The organism is Fundidesulfovibrio sp., assembly GCF_058402725.1.
Genome location: NZ_JBZVFJ010000033.1, coordinates 1 through 18,745, shown reverse-complemented (window position 1 = coordinate 18,745; position 18,745 = coordinate 1). Strand labels below are relative to the sequence as shown.

14 protein-coding genes are annotated in these 18,745 nt (G+C 71.2%); 8 read left to right on the top strand and 6 right to left on the bottom strand.

The window, feature by feature from the left end; translation table 11 throughout:
• Positions 1-36: 36 nt before the first annotated feature.
• The 3 genes from ACV4UX_RS06510 to ACV4UX_RS06500 all read right to left on the bottom strand — a co-directional run bounded on the left by ACV4UX_RS06510 (position 37) and on the right by ACV4UX_RS06500 (position 5,841).
• Entirely contained in the window at positions 37-3,813 is a 3,777-nt protein-coding gene (locus tag ACV4UX_RS06510; protein WP_491592506.1) for a response regulator, read from the bottom strand.
• 85 nt (positions 3,814-3,898) lie between these two features.
• A complete protein-coding gene (locus tag ACV4UX_RS06505; RefSeq protein ID WP_491592505.1) occupies positions 3,899-4,807 on the bottom strand; it encodes a DUF1134 domain-containing protein in 909 nt (302 codons plus the stop codon).
• 17 nt (positions 4,808-4,824) lie between these two features.
• On the bottom strand, positions 4,825-5,841 hold the full coding sequence (locus tag ACV4UX_RS06500) for an AMIN domain-containing protein (RefSeq protein ID WP_491592504.1): 1,017 nt from the start codon (positions 5,839-5,841) through the stop codon (positions 4,825-4,827).
• A gap of 131 nt (positions 5,842-5,972) precedes the next feature.
• Here ACV4UX_RS06500 and ACV4UX_RS06495 point away from each other — a divergent pair, with 131 nt between their 5' ends.
• Entirely contained in the window at positions 5,973-6,248 is a 276-nt protein-coding gene (locus ACV4UX_RS06495; protein WP_491592503.1) for a hypothetical protein, read from the top strand.
• A 15-nt stretch (positions 6,249-6,263) separates the two neighbouring features.
• Here the strand turns inward: ACV4UX_RS06495 and ACV4UX_RS06490 are convergent, their stop codons facing one another.
• From ACV4UX_RS06490 to sfsA, 3 genes are read right to left on the bottom strand one after another with little or no spacing between them, the layout of a single operon-like run.
• On the bottom strand, positions 6,264-6,554 hold the full coding sequence (locus tag ACV4UX_RS06490; RefSeq protein ID WP_491592502.1) for a type II toxin-antitoxin system RelE family toxin: 291 nt from the start codon (positions 6,552-6,554) through the stop codon (positions 6,264-6,266).
• A complete protein-coding gene (locus ACV4UX_RS06485; RefSeq protein ID WP_491592501.1) occupies positions 6,544-6,789 on the bottom strand; it encodes a type II toxin-antitoxin system Phd/YefM family antitoxin in 246 nt (81 codons plus the stop codon). Before ACV4UX_RS06485 ends, ACV4UX_RS06490 begins: the two co-directional genes overlap by 11 nt.
• 56 nt (positions 6,790-6,845) lie before the next feature.
• A complete protein-coding gene (gene sfsA, locus ACV4UX_RS06480) occupies positions 6,846-7,586 on the bottom strand; it encodes a DNA/RNA nuclease SfsA (RefSeq protein ID WP_491592500.1) in 741 nt (246 codons plus the stop codon).
• Positions 7,587-7,649: 63 nt separating this feature from the next.
• Between sfsA and ACV4UX_RS06475 the strand changes: the two genes are divergently transcribed.
• The 7 genes from ACV4UX_RS06475 to ACV4UX_RS06445 all read left to right on the top strand — a co-directional run bounded on the left by ACV4UX_RS06475 (position 7,650) and on the right by ACV4UX_RS06445 (position 18,608).
• Positions 7,650-8,822: a pyridoxal phosphate-dependent aminotransferase gene (locus ACV4UX_RS06475; RefSeq protein ID WP_491592499.1), complete on the top strand. Its 1,173-nt coding sequence runs from the start codon at positions 7,650-7,652 to the stop codon at positions 8,820-8,822.
• Between the two features lie 95 nt (positions 8,823-8,917).
• The gene (locus ACV4UX_RS06470; protein ID WP_491592498.1) at positions 8,918-10,267 is read left to right on the top strand and encodes a phosphoglucose isomerase-related protein; all 1,350 of its coding nucleotides are present in this window, start codon (positions 8,918-8,920) and stop codon (positions 10,265-10,267) included.
• Positions 10,268-10,439: 172 nt separating this feature from the next.
• Complete coding sequence (locus ACV4UX_RS06465; protein ID WP_491592497.1) at positions 10,440-12,017, top strand: sensor histidine kinase; 1,578 nt, start codon at positions 10,440-10,442, stop codon at positions 12,015-12,017.
• A 12-nt stretch (positions 12,018-12,029) separates the two neighbouring features.
• Entirely contained in the window at positions 12,030-13,403 is a 1,374-nt protein-coding gene (locus ACV4UX_RS06460; protein WP_491592496.1) for a sigma-54-dependent transcriptional regulator, read from the top strand.
• A 7-nt stretch (positions 13,404-13,410) separates the two neighbouring features.
• Positions 13,411-15,084, top strand: a complete 1,674-nt coding sequence (locus tag ACV4UX_RS06455; RefSeq protein ID WP_491592495.1) for an SGNH/GDSL hydrolase family protein — start codon at positions 13,411-13,413, stop codon at positions 15,082-15,084.
• On the top strand, positions 15,081-18,107 hold the full coding sequence (locus ACV4UX_RS06450; RefSeq protein ID WP_491592494.1) for a DEAD/DEAH box helicase: 3,027 nt from the start codon (positions 15,081-15,083) through the stop codon (positions 18,105-18,107). The genes ACV4UX_RS06455 and ACV4UX_RS06450 overlap by 4 nt, the downstream gene beginning before the upstream one ends.
• Positions 18,108-18,173: 66 nt before the next feature.
• A complete protein-coding gene (locus ACV4UX_RS06445) occupies positions 18,174-18,608 on the top strand; it encodes an RrF2 family transcriptional regulator (RefSeq protein ID WP_491592493.1) in 435 nt (144 codons plus the stop codon).
• Positions 18,609-18,745 lie beyond the last annotated feature (137 nt).

The window sequence follows — 18,745 nt, the reverse complement described above, 5'->3', positions numbered from 1 at the left end:
AAGTGAGCAATTAGCCTCTTCCCGGGCTCTTGGCAACTACTTTTTCTGGGGCGGACGCGAAAAATGCGCGTCGGGCGCTTTCACGCCGTCCGGGGCGAGCTGCCTGCACAGGTCCTCGAAGTCTTGGGCCAGCTCCTCGACCAGGGAGGGGGCCAGTTCCAGCGCGTTGCGCCGCGCGGCCTCCTCCAGTCTCCGCGCCAGGTCCGCCGAGTGGGCCGCGCCAACGGTGGCGAGCGCTCCCTTCAGGGCGTGGGCCGACAGGGCCAGTTCCATCGCGCGGCCGCCGGAGAGGTGGTCGCGCAGAGCGGCCAGCCGTTCCGCGAAGCCGTCCACCAGCACCTGGGCCACCTCCCGGAAGAGGTCTTCGTCCTCCAGGCGGCTCAGGGCCTCCAGGCGGTCCAGGGTTGGGAGCCGTTCGGAGGCGGATTCCGGCAGGGGCGCGTCCCGGACAGGCTCCGGGGCCGGTTGCGCGGGCAACTCCGGTGCCGGACCGGACGTCTCGCGCGCCGGGGCGGCGGCCGCCTGGGCAAGGGCCTGCTCCAGCCGGGAGAGGTCCAGGGGTTTGGTGAGGTAGCCGTCCATGCCCGCTTCGAGACACATCTCCCGGTAACCCGAGACGGCATGGGCCGTCATGGCCAGGATGCGCACGCCCGCCGCGGCCTCCCCGGCTTCCCCGGCGCGGATGCGCCGCGTGGCCTCCAGGCCGTCCATGCCGGGCATTTCCACGTCCATGAACACCACGTCGTAGGGCTGCCGACGCAGGCGCTCCAGGGCCTCTACGCCGCCCCCGGCGATGTCCGCGCGTTGGCCCAGCTTCTCCAGCAGGGCCATGGCCACCTTCTTGTTCTCCTCGTTGTCCTCCACCACCAGGACGCGCAGCCGGGGCAGAGCGCGCAGGGCCGCCCGCGACGCGGGGGCTGGGGCGGCTCTCTCGCCCGGTCCGCAGACGCCCAGCGGCAGGCGCACGGTGAACTCGCTGCCCCGGCCCTCTTCGCTGCGCACCGACACGCTCCCGCCCATCATCTCCGCCAGCTGGCGCGCGATGGAGAGCCCCAGGCCCGTGCCCCCGTGCCTGCGGCTGGTGGAGTCGTCGGCCTGGCGGAAGAGGTCGAAGATGCGCTCCTGAAGTTCCGGGGTGATGCCGACGCCCGTGTCGGTCACCCGCGCCACCAGTTCGAAGCTGTCGCCTTCGGGCAGGAGGCGGGCCTCGGCCGAGAGGGTCACGCTGCCCGAGGCGGTGAACTTCACGGCATTGCCCACCAGGTTGATGAGGATCTGGCGCAGGCGGCCCGGGTCGCCCTTGGCCGCGCGGGGGAGTTCCGGGTGCAGTCTGGCGCCCAGTCCCACGCCTTTCTGGGCGGCTTGGCGCGCGAAGGGCTCCAGGCAGGAGCGCAGCAGCGGGGCGGTCTCGAAGGGCTCGTTGGCCAGGGTCATGCGTCCGGCCTCGATGCGGGAGAAGTCGAGGATGTCGTCGATGATGCCCAGAAGGTGGTGGGAGGCGCGGTCCACCATGTCCAGGCGTTCGCGCTGTTCGGGGGTGAGGGTCGAGTCGAGCACGAGGCGGGTCATGTTCACCACGGCGTTCATGGGGGTGCGGATCTCGTGGCTCATCTTGGCCAGAAACTCGCTCTTGGCGCGGCTTGCGGCGGCGGAGCGCGCGGCCAGATCCTGGGCGCGGGCCGAAAAGAGCTCCAGCTGGCGGTTGGTGACGCGCAGCTCCTCGGTGCGTTCGGCCACCTTGAGGTCCAGGTCGCGGGCCTGGCGGGCCACCTCTTCGTAGAGCCGGGCCTTGTGCACGCCCAGGGAGACCACATAGGCCATGGACTCCAGGTGTTCCGCCTGGGCTTCCAGGTCGCGCGGGCGCACGCAGCCAAGACCCAGCACGCCCATGAGTTCGCTGCCCACCCAGAGGGGCAGGGCGGCGAAGGAGATGATTCCTCCGCGCGCGCAGGCTTCGCGGGAGCAGCGCTGGTCGCTGCGGATGTCGCGCGAGAAGAGGGAGCGCCGCTCCCGGGCGGCCATCCCGCAGAGGCAGTCGCCCAGTTCGTGCGTCAACGCGGTCGGATCGGAGTAGCCGGGCAGGCCGGTCTGGAGGGCCTGGGCCTGGAGCAGGTCGCCGTCCAGGAGGTAGAGCACGGCGAGGTCCAGGCTGAGCAGCTCCGCCGCGGAACTCACGGCCGTCCGTGCGGTCTCTTCCAGGGTGACCGCCTGGTTGACGGCGCGTCCGAGAGTGCTCAGGGCGGCGGGTTCGCTCACGTCCCAGGCCATGGCGCCCACGAGGGGGGTCTTGCCCTCGCGCAGGATGGGGAACTTGGTGGTGCGCCACAGGGAGGCGCCGGTACGGCCGCTGATGCGTTCGTCGCGCACGACCACCCTGCCGGCCAGGGCTTCGCGGGTGTCTCGGGCCATGGCCTCGCCGGTTTCTCCGGGGAAGAGCTCCTGGGGGGTTTTGCCGTTCCAGTCCGCCCCGGGGGCCAGCATCTCGCGGAAGTGGCGGTTGATGTAGCGCGCGCGGGTGTCCTGGTCCTGGAGGAAGACCACGGCGGGGATCTGGTCCATGAAGGTGGAGAAGATGTCGCGCGATTCGCGCAGATCCTCTTGCGCCATGCGGCGCTCGGTGTCGTCGAGCAGGACGGCGAACACGGCGCGCGTGGCCCCGTATTCCAGGAACACGGCCGAGATGAGCGCCCAGAAGACGCGGCCGTCGCAAGAGACCATCTCCACCTCGCGGCGCACGCTGCCGTGGCGCTCCAGGGCGGCGATGAGTTCGGCGCGGTCCTCGGGGTTCTTGTAGAAGTCCCTGGACGTGCGCGGCGGGTCTCCCGGCGCGGAAAAGGCCAGGAGTTCGCGACAGGCCTGGTTGAGGTAGAGGATGCTCCCTTCCGCGAGCGAGGTGACGGAGATGGGCGCGGGCAGCGCTTCCAGGAGCAGCCTGTGCCAGGCCTCCACGCGGCGCAGTTCCTCCAGGGCGCGCACCTCGGGGGTGATGTCGCGGTTGCTCGCCCTGGTGCCCGCGAAGCGGCCGTCCTTTCCGGTGACGGGCTGGCAGACGTGGCCGATCCAGCGCACGGAGCCGTCCGCATGGCGGATGCGGAAGCGCGCCCTTCCGCAGGACCGGTCGGCGAGCACATGGTCGCGGTGGGTGTACCAGGAGGGGAGATCCTCCTCCAGGATGACGGATTCCAGCAGGGACGGGTCGGCCATGAAGGCCCCCGGCGGGCGTCCGGTGATGTGCTCGCAGGAGGGGGAGACGTAGGCCAGGGAGCCGTCGGGGAGCTGCCAGTACTCCCAGTCGTGGGTGAAGTCGGCGATGGTGCGGTAGCGCTCCTCGGCCTGGCGCAGGGCCTCCTCGGCGCGTCTGCGCTCCTTCACTTCGCGGGAGAGGCGACGCAGGGCGTCCTCCAGGGGCGCGGGGTCGCACAGGCGCGCGGGCGGGGCGGCGTGGCGCAGGAGGGCCAGTTCCAGCACGGCGCGGGTGTGCCGGGGCTCCTGGGGCAGGAGGAGCGTCCCGGCGGGATCGGCCTGGGCCAGGACGCGCAGGGCCTGGGCGTCCGTGCGGGCCGTGGCGCACACCACGGGGACCCCCGGGCCGTCCTGGAGGGCGCGGCAGGCTTGGGCTGCGTCGAGGGCTGGGTCGTCGAGGTCGAGGAGCGCCAGGCCGGGTGGGTCGCGCAGGACGCGGTCCAGGGCTTCTTCGAGGCTTGCGGCCGTGTCCGGGCGGACAACGCCTGCGCGCTGGAGCACATCGGCCAGCTCCCGGGTCCTGTCCGGCGAGCCGGTCAAGACCAGTGCCTTGATTTCCATGCCGACCATGACGCTTCGGTTCCTGCGGTTCTGAGCGCCCGCCTCGGGGCGGGGAGCGGGTCGGCGGCGCGACCGGGCCGCGCCGCCGCGAGGATCAGAACGGGTTGATGGTGCGTTCCTTGGTGAAGTGCATGTAGCCCAGGTTGGCCCCCAGGCGCAGCCCCACGCCGAAGCGGATGGGGGCCAGCACCACGGGGCTGGAGCGCTGGTAGTTCATGCCGAAGCCGCCCACCACGTAGGCGCTGCCGTCCACGCTGGGGAAGCGCTGGTAGATCTGGTCGACGCTGGTCATGCCGTAGACCATGCAGAACACCTTGGAGGCGTTGACGCCCAGATCCAGCCCCACGGAGGGGCTCTGCCAGTAGACGTAGGCCTTCTGGCCGTTTCTGAGGTAGAGCCAGCCCTCGCCGTAGCGGAAGCCCACCACCAGCGCGCCCGCGCCCTCGCTGCCCTTGATGAAGCCCGTGGGCTCGCCGTACTTCTCGAAAGCCCGGGAGATAAGGTCCGCCAGGCCCCTGGCCCCGCCCTCGAAGAAGCCCATGACCTGTTCGTCCACTTCCTTGCGCGAGTAGGTGGTCACCTTCCGGGCCTCGGGCATGTCGAAGATGCGTGTGCCGGAGCCCTGCCCCGAGGCGGAGGGTTCAGCCGGGGTCTCGGCCGGGGTCTCGGCAGTCTGGGGCTGGCCGCCGGGGGTCCAGGTGCCGCCCGGAGCGCCGCCGGAGCCCTTGCCGTAGGAGGCGGGCGGGGGCGGGTATTTCTCCACGGCCGGGGCCTGGGAGTTGAAGGGGGATTTGCCGTCCGCCGCAGGCTTGGCCTCAGGGGCCGGGGCCGGGGCCGGAGCGGGAGCTGATTTGGGCGCGGGGGCGGGCTCCTTGAGCGCCGGGCCCTGGGGCTTGTCCACGGTGGGCTCGTCGGTGAGCGTGCGCTCCTGGAGGGCCGGGGCGTCGCCGGCCCAGAGGGTCAGCGCCAGCGCGAGAAAGAGCAGGGGGGCCGTCTTGTTCAAGGCGTTCCTCCGTTGGGTCATTTGCCCAGCCTGATGGTCAGGCCGTCGGCGGTTTTGTCCACGGCAGGGCGTTTGCCGCCCTTGGGCGCGTGGGTCAGGTCGAGGACGATGCGCAGCTTGTCCGGGTGCCTGCCCAGGCGGATGGCCTGCACCTGGCCGCCAGCGGGTTTTTCGGGGCGCTGGTAGGTCCATTGTCCCGGCAGGTCGATCACCAGCCGGGAGGGCGTTCCCAGGAGCATGGCCTCGGCCTTGGCCTGGGTGTGCGCGCCGTGCAGGGTGAAGACGATCTCCTCGGGGGACTCGAACACGGAAAGCTTGTCCACCACGCGGCGCTCGGGCTCGGGCTTGGGCTTGGCCTCGGGGGCCTTGGGCGGAGCAGGGGGGGCCTGCTGCGCCTGGGGCGCGGCCTGAGGGGGGGCCGCCGGAGCGGGCTGCGCCGGGTCCTGCTGGGCGGGGCGGGCCTTGTCCTGTTCCTTCTTCAGGCGCTCCTGGGCGCGCTTGAGGTCGGTCTCGGCCTTGCGCAACTCATCCTGGGCGCGGCGCAGGGTCTCTTCGCGGGATTTGCGGGCCTCGGCCTCGGCGCGCTTGGCGTCGGCCTGGGCCTTGCGTTCCAGGGCCAGCCTCGCGCGGCGCTCGGCGGGCGTTTCGGGCTTGGGGGCCTGTTCCGGCTGGACCTTGGGTGGCTCGGCCGGAGGCGGGGGCGGCGGGGGAAGCGACGGGAGAGTCTCCGGCTCGGGCTTGGGCTTCTCCGCGAAGATGGTCTCCAGGGAGCGGTCCGGCGCGGCGGGCGGGGCCAGGGGGGCCACCACGGGGGCCGGGGCCTGCGGGGGCAAGGCCACCTTGCGCTCGGGCGCGGGGGGCTCCTGGGGTTGGGGGGCCTGGGCGGTCGCGGCGGTGGGCGCCGGGGCCGCCTGCTGGACGGGCGCGGGGGCCTCCTGGGAGGAGGCGCGCCACCAGGCGAGACCGCCCACCACCACGGCGGCCAGGATCACTGCGCCCAGAATGAGCAGCTTGTCGTTGCGTGTCAGGGCCATCGCGTCTCCTCCGCAGGCGGTATCATTGATGGCGCAGGGTGGGCAAGGCCCGGCGGGGTGCGCGCGTCCAGGATTCCTTGCCCTTTCGCGTGACGTATCGTAATACGATTCATCCAACGGAGGTGCAAGCCATGCAACGCCGCGTGCGAAGCGTCCGCGTCCCGGCGGAACTCGACGAGCTGGACCTGACGGGGCTGGTGCACGAGTGCGCCAAGTACCTGCGAGACCTGGAGAGCGCAACGCTGCTCAAGTCCCAGGGCAACCGCGAGGCCGCCGAGGCTCTCCTCAAGGCGCGCCAGGCCGACCTGGGTCGGCGCGTGGGCCACAAGGTCTGGGAGGCCCGGGTGAAGTACGGGGAGAAGCGCCGCAAGGGCGAGCCCGGCGAGCACCACGAGGCCGAGGGCTAGGGCGCGCCCCGACGCTCACTCCTCGTGGCGCGCTCGCGCCGCGTCGTAGGCGCGGAGTTTGTCGCGCTGGCCCACGGCGACCACCGTCACGCTCACGATGTCCTCGTCCACGCGGTAAATCAGGCGATATCCCGCCTTGCGCAGCTTGATCTTGTAGCAGCCGGGCAGGCCGGAGAGCGCCGCGCTTGGGATTCGGGGTTCAACGAGGCGTTCGGCCAGTTTCTTCTTGAACTGGGCGCGCAATGTCGCGTCCAGCCGCTCCCACTCCTTGAGGGCCTGCGCGTGGAAGCGCAGCCTATAAGGCATCGATGTCCACTTCCACGAACGGCCCGTCCGCGCGTTCGCGCACGAGCCGGGCGTCCTCCAGGTCCTCCAGGCGATCGAGCAGGCGCTCGTAGAGCGCGGCGGACAAGAGATAGGCCTCGGGCCGGTTGTGGTTGAGCACGGCCACTGGGTCGTCCCCGGCCTGGTCCAGGATGGCGCTGAAACTGCGCTTGAGTTCCGTGACGCTTACGGTCCGGCGGGCGTGGATGGTTTCCATGGAGCCTCCCGTCGCATTGAATCCGACGTCGAAATTAGTAGCGGAATTGATGCCCGTCAAGGAGCGCCCCCCACCGCCAGCCTCCCGCCCAGGCGATACCCGTCCTCCCCCACGTCCAGAACGTACGCCCAGGCCTCCACGCCCTCGTCCAGGGCCTGGTGGAACTCCCGGCCGTAGGCCTCGTCCACGGCCCAGGCCGGGCCGAAGCATTGGGCGTCGGGGCGCTGCACGCAGAAGAAGAGCGCCGCGCGCTCCCCCGAGCGCGCCAGACGCGAAAGCTCCGCCAGGTGCTTGCGGGCGCGCTCCGAGGGCGCGTCCGGGAACTGGGCCTGACATTCCTCCACCAGGGTCACGTTCTTGGTCTCCACCCACAAGCGCCCGGCCGGTCCTTCCAGCAGGGCGTCCAGGCGGCCGCCCTCGAAGCGCGGCTCGGCCCGGAACGTTTCGTATCCGGCCGTCTCGGGCAGGAGCCCGGCCGCCCACGCGGCCCGCAGCGCCCTGGTGGGCACGGAGGTGTCCACGCCCACCCAGAAATCCCCGAGGCGCACGGCCTCCACGCTCCAGGGCAGCTTGCGCCCGGGCGTGTCGCGCCGCGTCGCGAGCACCTCCGCGCCGGGGCGCAGAAGCCCCAGCATGGTTCCGGTGTTGTTGGTGTGGGCGGTGAAGCGCCCGCCCGCGCCGTCTTCCAGGTCCATGAGGAAGCGCGCCCTGCGCCCCGCAAGCCGGGCCACCCGGGCCGGGCCGGAAAGAGGCAGCAGAACGGGGCCAGGACGCGCCGATGAATTTACTGTTTCCATTTTTTTCTCTAGTGTCCCGAAGGCATCCCGCGCCCGTCACTTCCAACCAGCAGCGAGACCAGCATGCGCATTTCCCTGAAGCTCTCCCGCATCCAGCCGTCGGCGACGTTGGCCATCAACGCCAAGGCCCAGGAACTCAAGGCCCAGGGCAAGCCAGTGATCAGCCTGGCCGTGGGCGAGCCCGACTCCCCCACGCCCGAGCACGTCAAGCAGGCCGCCCGCCAGGCCCTGGACGACAACTTCACCCGCTACACCCCCGTGCCCGGAATCCCCGAACTGCGCGACGCCGTGGGCGGCTACTTCGGGCGTTTCTACGGCGTCACCCCGCCGCGCGAGGCCGTCATCGTCTCCAACGGCGGCAAGCAGGTGCTCTACAATCTTTTCACCGCGCTGCTCAACCCCGGGGAGCAGGTGCTCATTCCCGCCCCTTACTGGGTGAGCTACCCCGACATGGTGCTCCTGGCCGGCGGCGAGCCCGTGGCCGTGCCCACCGAGCCCGAGGACGACTTCCTCGTCTCCGTGGAGGCCCTGGAGAAGGCCCGCACGCCGCTCACCCGCGCGCTGGTGCTCAACTCGCCCTCCAACCCCACCGGCTGCTGCTACTCCAGGGCGCAGCTGGACGCCATCATGGAATGGGCCGTGGGGCGCGGCATCTTCGTGATCTCCGACGAAATCTACGACCAGCTGGTCTACCCGCCCGCCGAGCGCCTCTCCGTGGTGCACTGGTGGGAGCGCCATCCCGAAAAGGTGGCCGTGGTCAACGGCCTGGCCAAGAGCTTCGCCATGACGGGCTGGCGCATCGGCTACTGCGTGGCCCACCCGGACCTGATCAAGGCCCAGTCCAAGATCCAGGGGCAGTCCACGTCCAACGTGTGCTCCTTCGCCCAGAAGGGGGCCGTGGCCGCGCTCACCGGCAGCTTCGACTGCGTGGAGCAGATGCGCCAGGGCTTCGAGCGCCGCCGCAACCTGGCCATGGAGATCGTCTCCTCCTGGGAGGGCGTGAAGTGCCCCAACCCCGGCGGCGCGTTCTACCTCTTCCCCGACGTGAGCGCGCGCTTCAACGCCCAGGCCCCGGACTCCGCCAGCCTGTGCAAGCGCATCCTGGAGGAGGCCCTGGTGGCCCTGGTGCCCGGCTCCGCCTTCGGGGACGACCGCTGCCTGCGCTTCTCCTACGCCGTCTCCGACGAGACGCTGCTCAAGGCCCTGGAGGCCGTGGGCAAAGTGCTCAAAGGGTAACGCGCCGGGCGAGACATCTTCGCCCAAGGGTGGTACGACGCCCGAAGCGTCCGCCCGCCAAGGCGGACCCACACGAACCGACAAGGAGCCCCCGCATGTCCGACAACGTGCTCGACTGGACCAGCGCCTACCCCGAGAAGGTCTCCCCCAGCGCCGGACAGGCCCGGCTGGGGGCCTTCGTGGAACGCCTCGCCGCCGACCTCTCCGGGCCGGAAGGCGGCAGGCTGCCCTTCATCAACCTGCCCCACTGGCCCGCCCTCAAGCGCGACCTGGCCGCGCTGGCCCCGCGCCTGAAGGGCTTCAAGCACATGCTGCTCCTGGGCATCGGCGGCTCCGCCCTGGGCGCGCGCGCACTCCAGAAGGCCTTCGCCCCCGGCCAGGACCAGCCCGGGCACCAGGGACCCTGGCTCTGGATCGCAGACAACGTGGACTCGGGCTCGCTCATGACCTACTTCACCAGGCTCGACCCCGCCGAGACCGTGGTGGTGGCCGTGAGCAAGTCCGGCGGCACCATCGAGACGGCCAGCCAGTACTTCCTGGCCTGCCGCTGGCTCAAGGAGGCCCTGGGCGACGCCTGGAAGGACCACCTGATCATGGTCACCGGCGAGGACGGCTTCTTCCGCAAGGAATCGGCGCGCCACGGCTTCACCACGCTGCCCGTGCCCACCTACATGGGCGGGCGCTACTCGGTGCTCTCGGCCGTGGGGCTCATCCCCGCCGCCTTCCTGGGCATCGACTGCGAGGCCCTGGTGGAGGGCGCGCTCTCCGTCACCAAGCCCCTCACCGAGACCATCCTCTCGCCCAAGATCCTCTCCGCGCACCCCGCCTGGGAGCTGGCCTGCTGGAACTGGTCCATCATCGACTCGGGCTTCACGCAGATCATCTTCTTCTGCTACGTGCCGCGCCTGGCCACCCTGGGGGCCTGGTTCGGCCAGCTCTGGGCCGAAAGCCTGGGCAAGGAAGGCAAGGGCTCCATGCCCCTGCCGGCAGTGGGCGTCACCGACCAGCACTCCCTGCAGCAGATGTTCCTGGACGGCCCCCGCGACAAGGGCTGCCTGTTCATCACCAGCCGCGAGGAAGACCCCGGCACGGCCTTCCCCGACGACCTGCCCGCCGAGTTCGGCTTCCTGCGCGGCAAGATGCTGGGCGAGCTGCTCCCGGCCGAGGCCCTGGGCTCGCGCATGGCCATGACCCAGCGCGGCATCCCCCTGGTGGAGGCCTGCCTCGCCCGCTGCACCGAGCACGAGTGCGGCCGCCTCATGGCCCTGCTGGAGCTCTCCACCCTCTTCACGGGGTGGCTCATGTCCATCGACCCCCTGGACCAGCCCGCCGTGGAGCTGGGCAAGCGCCTGGCCAAGGCCCGCCTCGGGGCCGACGGCCTTGCCGCGGAAAAGGCCGATCTGGCCCGGTTCCTCTCGGCCCAGCGCCGGACCACGGGGTTCTAGGGCGCGTGGTATCCGCGCCCCTGCACGATGCGCCGTCCCCGGCGGGCCATGCGGCCCGCCGGGGGCTTTCGCGGCGACGCAAGACGGCCGCACCCGACCGTGGGACAGCCCGGGCGCGCGGCGCGGCGGGCGCGTCCTCCACGGGGATGCGCCATCCCCTCCATGAGGCCCCGTGACGCCCGCTGACGCGCCCCCCAAGACCCGCCCGGACGCCTCCTTCGGGCTGCTCAAGTTCGTCTCCTGGGGCACGCTCGCGCTCACGCTGCTCTCGAGCCTGTTCCTCTCGCTCTTCCTGGCCAACCAGGCCCGCGACGTGCTCCTGGAGAAGCAGCACGACTTCGCCCAGCTGCTGGCCACCACCCTCAACGCGGCGGTGTCCAAGCGCTTCTACATTCCCAACTTCTGGGTGTTCGGCCGCCCGGACCTCTCCAACCCCGAGCAGTACAAGCGCCTGGACGAGGTGATCAAAGGGGCCATGGACGAGTCCCCGGCCCGCGACGTGCGCCTCTACGACCTCTCGGGCGTGGTGGTCTACGCCCAGGACCGCGCCCTCCTGGGCCGCGAGGGCCTGGGCGGCGAGGCCCTGGCCCAGGCCATGGACCAGGAGAAGTACGCCTACGAGTTCATCTACCAGACCGGGGCGCTGGGGGCCTTCTTCTCGGCGGAGATCGCGCCCAACTCCGTGGTGATGCGCACGCGCGGGCCGCTGCGCATCAAGGGCTTCGTGCCCGTGGCCGACCAGCCGTCCGCCCAGGGCCAGGAGCAGGCCCAGGAGCAGGGCGAGCCCCCCTCGCCGGGGGAGGCCCCCGGCGGCAGCCTCGTGGAGGTGGAGGGCGTCATCGGCGGCCTGGAGTTCACCCTGGACATCACCGCCGACTACCGCAAGCTCGTCACCTTCCAGCGCCTGATCACCCTCTCGGCCCTGGGCTCCTCCCTGGTGCTCTTCTTCGTGCTGCGCATGCTCATCCACCGCGCCGACCGCCTGAGCGCCCAGCGCATGCGCGAAAAGGAGGAGTACGAACGCGAGGCCCTGCAGAACGAGAAGCTCGTGAGCATGGGCCGCATGGTGGCGGGCATCGCCCACGAGATCCGCAACCCCCTGGGCATCATCCGCTCCAGCTCCGAGCTTCTGCTGGCGCGCGCCAAGGACAAGGACCCCCTCACCGCGAAAATCCTGGCCGCCATCCACGAGGAGGCCGTGCGCCTCTCCAAGACCGTGGGCGACTTCCTGGACTACGCCCGGCCCAAGGCCATCAAGCTCGAACCCGTGGACCTCGGCGCCGTGCTCGACCAGTGCCTGGCCTTCCTGGAGCAGAAGTGCCGCGCCCAGGGCGTGGAGGTGGTGCGCGCCTGCGAGCCCGGCGTCATGGTGCCCGGCGACAAGGACCTGCTCTACCGCGCCCTCTACAACATCCTGGCCAACGCGCTGGAGGCCATGGCCCCGGAACCCGGGCAGGCCTGCGCCCATAACCCGGAAGGCGACGGCCCCGAAGCCCTGCGCGGCCAGATCGTGCTGGAATCCGGCGAAGAGGGGGGGCGCATCCGCCTGCGCGTCACGGACACGGGGCCGGGCATCCCCCCCGCCATCCGCGACAAGCTCCTGGACCCCTTCTTCACCACCAAGCCCCAGGGCACGGGCCTGGGCCTGGCCATCACCGCCAGCATCCTGCGCAGCCACGGGGCCGAGCTGCGCCTGGGCGACAACCCCGAGGGCGGGGCCAGGGTGGACATCCTCTTCCCCAGGCCCTAGTATCTCCGGGTCATGGCAACCCAAGTCCTCATCCTCGACGACGAGCGCAACTACCTGCTCATCCTCGAAGCCCTCCTGGCCGACGCCGGCTACGCCGTCACCGCCCTGGACGACCCGGAGATGGGCCTGGCCTACCTTGAGGAATCCGAGGTGGACGTGGTCATCACGGACATGAAGATGCCCAAGGTGACCGGCCAGGAAGTGCTGGAGCGCGTGAAACGCTCCTACCCCCACGTGCCCGTGATCATCATGACCGCCTTCGGCTCCATCGAGGGCGCGGTGGAGGCCATGCGCGTGGGGGCCTTCGATTACGTCACCAAGCCCTTCTCCAACGACGAGCTGCTGCTCACCGTGGGCAAGGCCGCCCAGTTCGCCCGCGCCCAGCGCGAGAACATCCTCCTGCGCCAGACCCTGGAAGAACGCTTCGCCGTGCACCAGATCATCGGGCGCTCCAAGGCCATGGGCCAGGTGCTGGAGCTGGTGGAGCGCGCCGCGCCCTCGCGCTCCACGGTGCTCATCACGGGCGAGTCGGGCACGGGCAAGGAGCTCATCGCCAAGGCCATCCACTTCGCCTCGCCCCGCAAGGACCAGCCCTTCGTCTCCGTGAACTGCATGGCCCTGAACCCGGGCATCCTGGAAAGCGAACTCTTCGGCCACGAGAAGGGCTCCTTCACCGGGGCCGTGGCCAAGCGCAGGGGCCGCTTCGAGGCCGCCCAGGGCGGCACGCTCTTCCTCGACGAGATCGGCGAACTCTCCGCCGACATCCAGGTGAAGCTCCTGCGCGTGCTCCAGGAGCGCTCCTTCGAGCGCGTGGGCGGCACGCAGACCGTGGAGGCCGACATCCGCGTGGTGGCCGCCACCAACAAGAACCTCACCGAGGCCGTGAAGGCCGGAACCTTCCGGGAAGACCTCTTCTACCGGCTCAACGTGGTCTCCATCCAGGTGCCCGCCCTGCGCGAACGGCGCGAGGACGTGCCCCTGCTGGCCGTCCACTTCCTGCGCAAGTACGCCGAGGAGAACGCCAAGAACGTCCAGGGGTTCGCCACCGAGGCCGTGGACGCCCTCACGGGCTACGAGTGGCCCGGCAACGTGCGCCAGCTCCAGAACGTGGTGGAGCGCTGCGTGGTGCTGGCCTCGGCAGAACTCATCGGCGTGGAGGAGCTGCCCGCCGAAGTGCGCGACGAGGAGACGCAGTACAAGTCCGCCGTGGACCTCCTGCCCGTGCAGATCAACCTGGGCGAGACCCTGGAGCGCATCGAGGCCGCCCTGGTGCGCCGCGCCCTGGCCCGGGCCGACTTCGTGCAGGTGAAGGCCGCCGAGATGCTGGGCGTCTCCAAGAGCCTGCTGCAGTACAAGCTCAAGAAGTACAACATCGCGGGGCATTAGTCCGACCATGCGTCCCGTCTGGTACGGCCTCTACCTCCTGGCGTTCACGGCGCTCTGCTTCGCGGGCGCGGAGGGCGTGCTGCGCCTCACCGGCCGCGTGCCCTCCCGCGCGGCCGTGCCCCGCTACTTCGCGGGCGTCCACGGCGACCTGGAGCCCCACCTGCGCGTGGTGGACCGCACCGTCCCCGCGCTGCCCTACCGCGTCACGGCCAACAACCAGGGCTCCCGGGGCCTGGCGGACTACCCCTCGGCCAAGCCCGAGGGCGTGCTGCGCGTGCTCTGCCTGGGCGACTCCTTCACCTACGGCTACGGCGTGGACGACGAGCACACCTACCCCGAACTGCTGCGCCGGGAGCTGGAACGCCGCTACCCCGGCCAGAAGTTCGAGGTGGTCAACGCCGGTATCCCCATCTTCGGCATCCTCGACGCCATGGACTACTACCTCACGAAAGGCGCGGCCCTCATGCCCGACGTGGTGGTGCTCCAGTTCTTCCCCAACGACATCCACGACCACACCCGCGACGCGCTCTTCCGCGAGGGCCTGGCCAACGATCCGGTCTACACCGCCCGGGGGGTTCTCTCTCGCTGGTTCTCCTGGTCGCGGGTCTACCAGGCCGCGGCCAACATCGGCTTCCTCTTCCGCACCGGGGCCCAGGCCGTGAGCAGGCCCCCCCAGATGACCAGCGGCGAGCACAGGACCAACCCCGGGCTCGACCCCTTCCGCTTCAAGGCCACCGACTACGAAAAGGCCCGCAGCGAACACGCCCGGGACATCCTCGGCCCCGCCTCCGGGCAGGAGCTGGCCCGCGTCTGGAGCGCCTACCGCGCGGCCCTGGAGGGCATGCGCCGCTTCACGGAGCACTTCGGCGCCCGGCTCGTCTTCCTGGCCGTCCCGGACCTGATGGAGGTGGAGGGCCGCCTCTACGCCGCCCGCCAGGAGCTGGCCCCGGCCGTCAACGCCATGGGCCTGCCCGCCGTGGACATGCTCGAACCCTTCCGGCGCTCGCTCTTCGTGCGGGGCGTGCACCCCTACCTGACCCCGCGCGACGGCCACTGCTCCCCCGAGGGCAACCAGCTCGTGGCCCGGGCCGTGGCCGACAGGCTGCGCCTGGCGGCCACTCCCGAGGGCGCGCCCGTGCTGGCCGTGGCCCCGGGCGACCCCATGGACGCCATGGCCCGGCCCCGGGCCGCGCGCCTGGCCGTGGCCCCGGGAGGGCGCACGGACGCGGAGCCCGGCGCGCAGCTCGCGGTGCGGGTGGTCTCCACCCGGGGCCTGGAGAGCGTGGCCGAGGGCTCGGTGGCCATCGACTGGCTGGGAGCCGCGCAGGCCCGCCAGGGGGAACTGGTGCTGGAGTGCGACGCGCAAGGCCCCGTGGGCCGTGTGGAGGTCCGCCTGCCCGCACGCCTGGAGCGCGGAGCGCAATCGGCCCTGGAGGTGGACTTCTCCCTGGACGGACAGGCCTGGGAGCCTCTGCTGCGCCGCACGGGCGAGGCCCTGGAGCGCCCCGAGGGATACGAAACCTTCAGCGTGCTCGACCGGCGCGTTCGCGAGGCCAGCGTCTCCCGTTTCTTCCTGCGCGTCGCCCTGGCGGGCAAGGCCCGGCTCTACACCGAACGCTCCGGCAGCCAGGGCGACGGCAGCCGCGCGTTCTGGGTCACGGCCTTCCCGGCGACCCCGTGATTCCCGGCAGCGTCGCCGAATATGTGGCGGCCCTCAAGGCCTCCGAGCGCCTCAAGGACCGCATCTGCTGCCACCGCACGCTGGAGCCCGCCCCGGCCGAATACGGCGAGCCCGTGCGCCCCTTCTCCCCGGCCCTGCGCGAGATCCTGGCCGCGCGGGGCATCGCGCGCCTCTACAGCCATCAGGCCCTGGCCTGCTCCCTGGCCCTGGCCGGGCGCAACGTGGCCTCGGCCACGCCCACGGCCTCGGGCAAGACCCTCACGTATTCCCTGCCCGTGCTGGAGCGCTTCCTGGCCGACCCCTCCTCCCGCGCGCTCTTCGTCTTCCCCCTCAAGGCCCTGGCCCAGGACCAGCTCAAGGCCTTCGAACGCCTCACCGAAAGCCTGCCCGCCTCGGCCAGGCCCCGCGCCGCGGTCTACGACGGCGACACCACCGCCCACGCCCGGCGCAAGCTCCGCCTGGACCCGCCCCACGTGCTCATCACCAACCCCGAGATGCTCCACCTGGCCATTCTGCCCCACCACGAAACCTGGACCACCTTCCTGGCAGGGCTCAATTTCGTGGTGGTGGACGAGATGCACGCCTACCGGGGCGTGATGGGCTCCCACATGGCCCACGTGCTGCGCCGCCTGGGCCGCGTCTGCGAGCGCTTCGGCGCGCGCCCCGCCCACCTGTTCTCCTCGGCCACCATCGGCAACCCGGGCGAGCTGGCCCAGGCCCTCTCGGGGCTGCCCGTGGAGGTGGTCTCGCGCTCGGGCGCGCCCACGGGCAGGCGGCACGTGCTCTTCGTCAACCCCCTGGAGGGCGCGGCGCGCACGGCCATCCTGCTGCTCAAGGCCGCCCTGGCCAGGGGCTTGCGCACCATCGTCTACTGCCAGTCGCGCAAGATGACCGAGCTGGTGGCCCTGTGGGCCGCCGAGAAGGCCGGGGCCATGGCCCCGCGCATCAGCGCCTACCGCTCCGGCTTCCTGCCGGAGGAGCGCCGCGACATCGAGGCCCGCATGGCCTCGGGCGACCTGCTGGCCGTCATCTCCACCTCGGCCCTGGAGCTGGGCATCGACATCGGCGGCCTGGACCTGTGCATCCTGGCGGGCTACCCGGGCACGGTGATGTCCACCTGGCAGCGCGGCGGACGTGTGGGGCGCGGCGGGGACGAGTCCGCCGTGATCCTGGTGGCGGGCGAGGACGCCCTGGACCAGTACTTCATGCGCCACCCCGAGGACTTCTTCGAGCGGCCCCCCGAGGACGCCGTGGTCAACCCGGACAACCCGGCCATCCTGGCCCGCCATCTGGAGTGCGCCGCCGCCGAGTACGCCCTGCGTCCAAACGAGCCCTACCTGCGCTCCCCGGCCGCGCGCGAGGCCGCGCGCTCCCTGGCCGACCGGGGCAGGCTGCTCCTGGACGCCGAAGGCAGCCGCATCCACGCGGCCCGCAAGGCCCCCCACCGCGACGTGGACCTGCGCGGCTCCGGCGGGCTCTACCACATCCAGGACGCGCGGGGGCACTCCATCGGCCACGTGGACGAGCACCGCGCCTTCCGCGAGACCCACCCCGGGGCCGTGTACATCCACCGGGGCACGAGCTTCGTGGTGGAGTCGCTCTCCCTGGCCGAGCGCCTGGCCGTGGCCTCGGAGCGCAAGGTGGACTACTACACGCGCACCCGGGGCCAGAAGTCCACGGAGATCCTGGAGGTGCGCGAGCAGGGCGCGGCCTTTGGCGCGCGCGCGGGCCTGGGGCGGCTCAAGGTGACGGAAACGGTCACGGGGTACGAGCGCCGCAGCGTGCGCGGCGGGCGGCTCCTGAACATCGTGCCCCTGGACCTGCCGCCGCTCACCTTCGAGACCGAGGGCCTCTGGTTCGAGATCGGCCGCCAGGACCAGGACGAGGCCGAGCGCAGGCTCTTCCATTTCATGGGCGGCATCCACGCCGTGGAGCACGCGGCCATCGGCATCCTGCCGCTGCTGGTGATGACCGACCGCAACGATCTGGGCGGCATCTCCACGCCCCTGCACCCCCAGCTGGGCCGCGCGGCGGTGTTCGTCTACGACGGCGTGCCCGGCGGCGTGGGGCTCACGCGCCAGGCCTATGCGCGGCGCGCGGAACTCCTGGAGCGCACCCTGGCGGCCATCGCGGGCTGCCCGTGCGAGTCGGGCTGCCCCTCCTGCGTGCACTCGCCCAAGTGCGGCTCGGGCAACCGGCCCATCGACAAGATCGCGGCGCAGTTTCTGCTGGAGCGCATCCTGCGCGGCGCGCCCGAGGAGCGGCCCCCCCTGGAGATCGCCGTGGAGGGTGAGGCCCCGGAGGAGGGCGGGCTTGCGCCGCGCGCGGTGTCCGCCGGGGACTCTTCAGAAGGAGAGCGCGCGGGCGTCACGGCCCCGGCAGCGCTCCGTTCCGCCCCGCCCTTCGCGGGTTCCGCCCAGGTCCCGGACGCGCCCCGCAGGGAGCTGCCCCGCGACCCCGGGCGGGTGATGGTCTTCGACGTGGAGACCCAGCTCTCCGCCGCCGAGGTGGGCGGCTGGCACAAGGCGCGCGACATGCGCCTCTCCGTGGGCGTGGTCTGGGACTCCCGGGCCGGGGATTTCCTGACGTTCACCGAGGAGCGCGCGCAGGAGCTCGCGCAGACCCTGGCCCTGGCCGATCTCGTCGTGGGCTTCAACTGCCTGCGCTTCGACTACGAGGTACTGAGACGCTACACCTCCCTCGACTTCTCCCGCCTGCCCACCCTGGACCTGCTGGAGCGCATCAAGGCGCGCCTGGGCGTGCGCGTCTCCCTGGACACCCTGGCCCGGGCCACCCTGGGCGCTTCCAAGACGGCCGACGGACTGAAGGCCCTGCAGTGGTGGAAAGAGGGACGCGTGGAGGAGATCATCCACTATTGCAAGGCCGACGTGGCCGTCACGCGCGACCTCTGGCGCTTCGGACGCGACCACGGCTACGTGCTCTACGCCAACAAGGCAGGGAACGTGGTGCGCTGCCCCGCAACGTGGAGCGCACAACCGTTGGATGCCTTGTCAGTGCCTTGAACACCGGCTAAGTACTCGAAAAAAGCGCGTCTCGTCCCCAGGACGGCGCGAAAAGGGAAGGACCGCATGAAGCTGACCACCCGCAGCCGTTACGGAACGCGCATGCTCCTCGATCTGGCCCAGAACGGCGGCAACGGCCCCGTGCGCGTGAGCGAGATCGCGCACCGGCAGGGCATTTCGGTGAAGTACCTGGAAAAACTGTCGCGCATTCTCAAAAAGGCGGGCCTCATCCGCAGCATGCGCGGCTCAAAGGGCGGGCATCTGCTGGCCAAGCCGCCCTCGTCCATCTCCATGGGCGAGATCGTGCGCGCCCTGGAGGGGGACCTGAACCTCGTCACCTGCTGGACCGAGCGCACCAGCTGCCCGCGCCTGAAGACCTGCGTCACCAGCCGCCTCTGGCAGGAGGTGAGCAAGGCCCTGCTGGAACGCCTGGACTCCATGACCCTCGAAGAACTGCTCAAGGCCAGCACCCCCGAAGACGCAACGCCCTGTTGCGACTGACCGCCACCCCTCGACAGCCATTCTTCCGGCGGCTCACCCCGGGGGGAGCCGCCGGAGCAACGCTTTCGCCCTGTCCTGGCGCGATGCCGTCTTCGGCCCGCGCCGCGCGGGCGAGCGCTACGGCGTGCCGGCGGTCG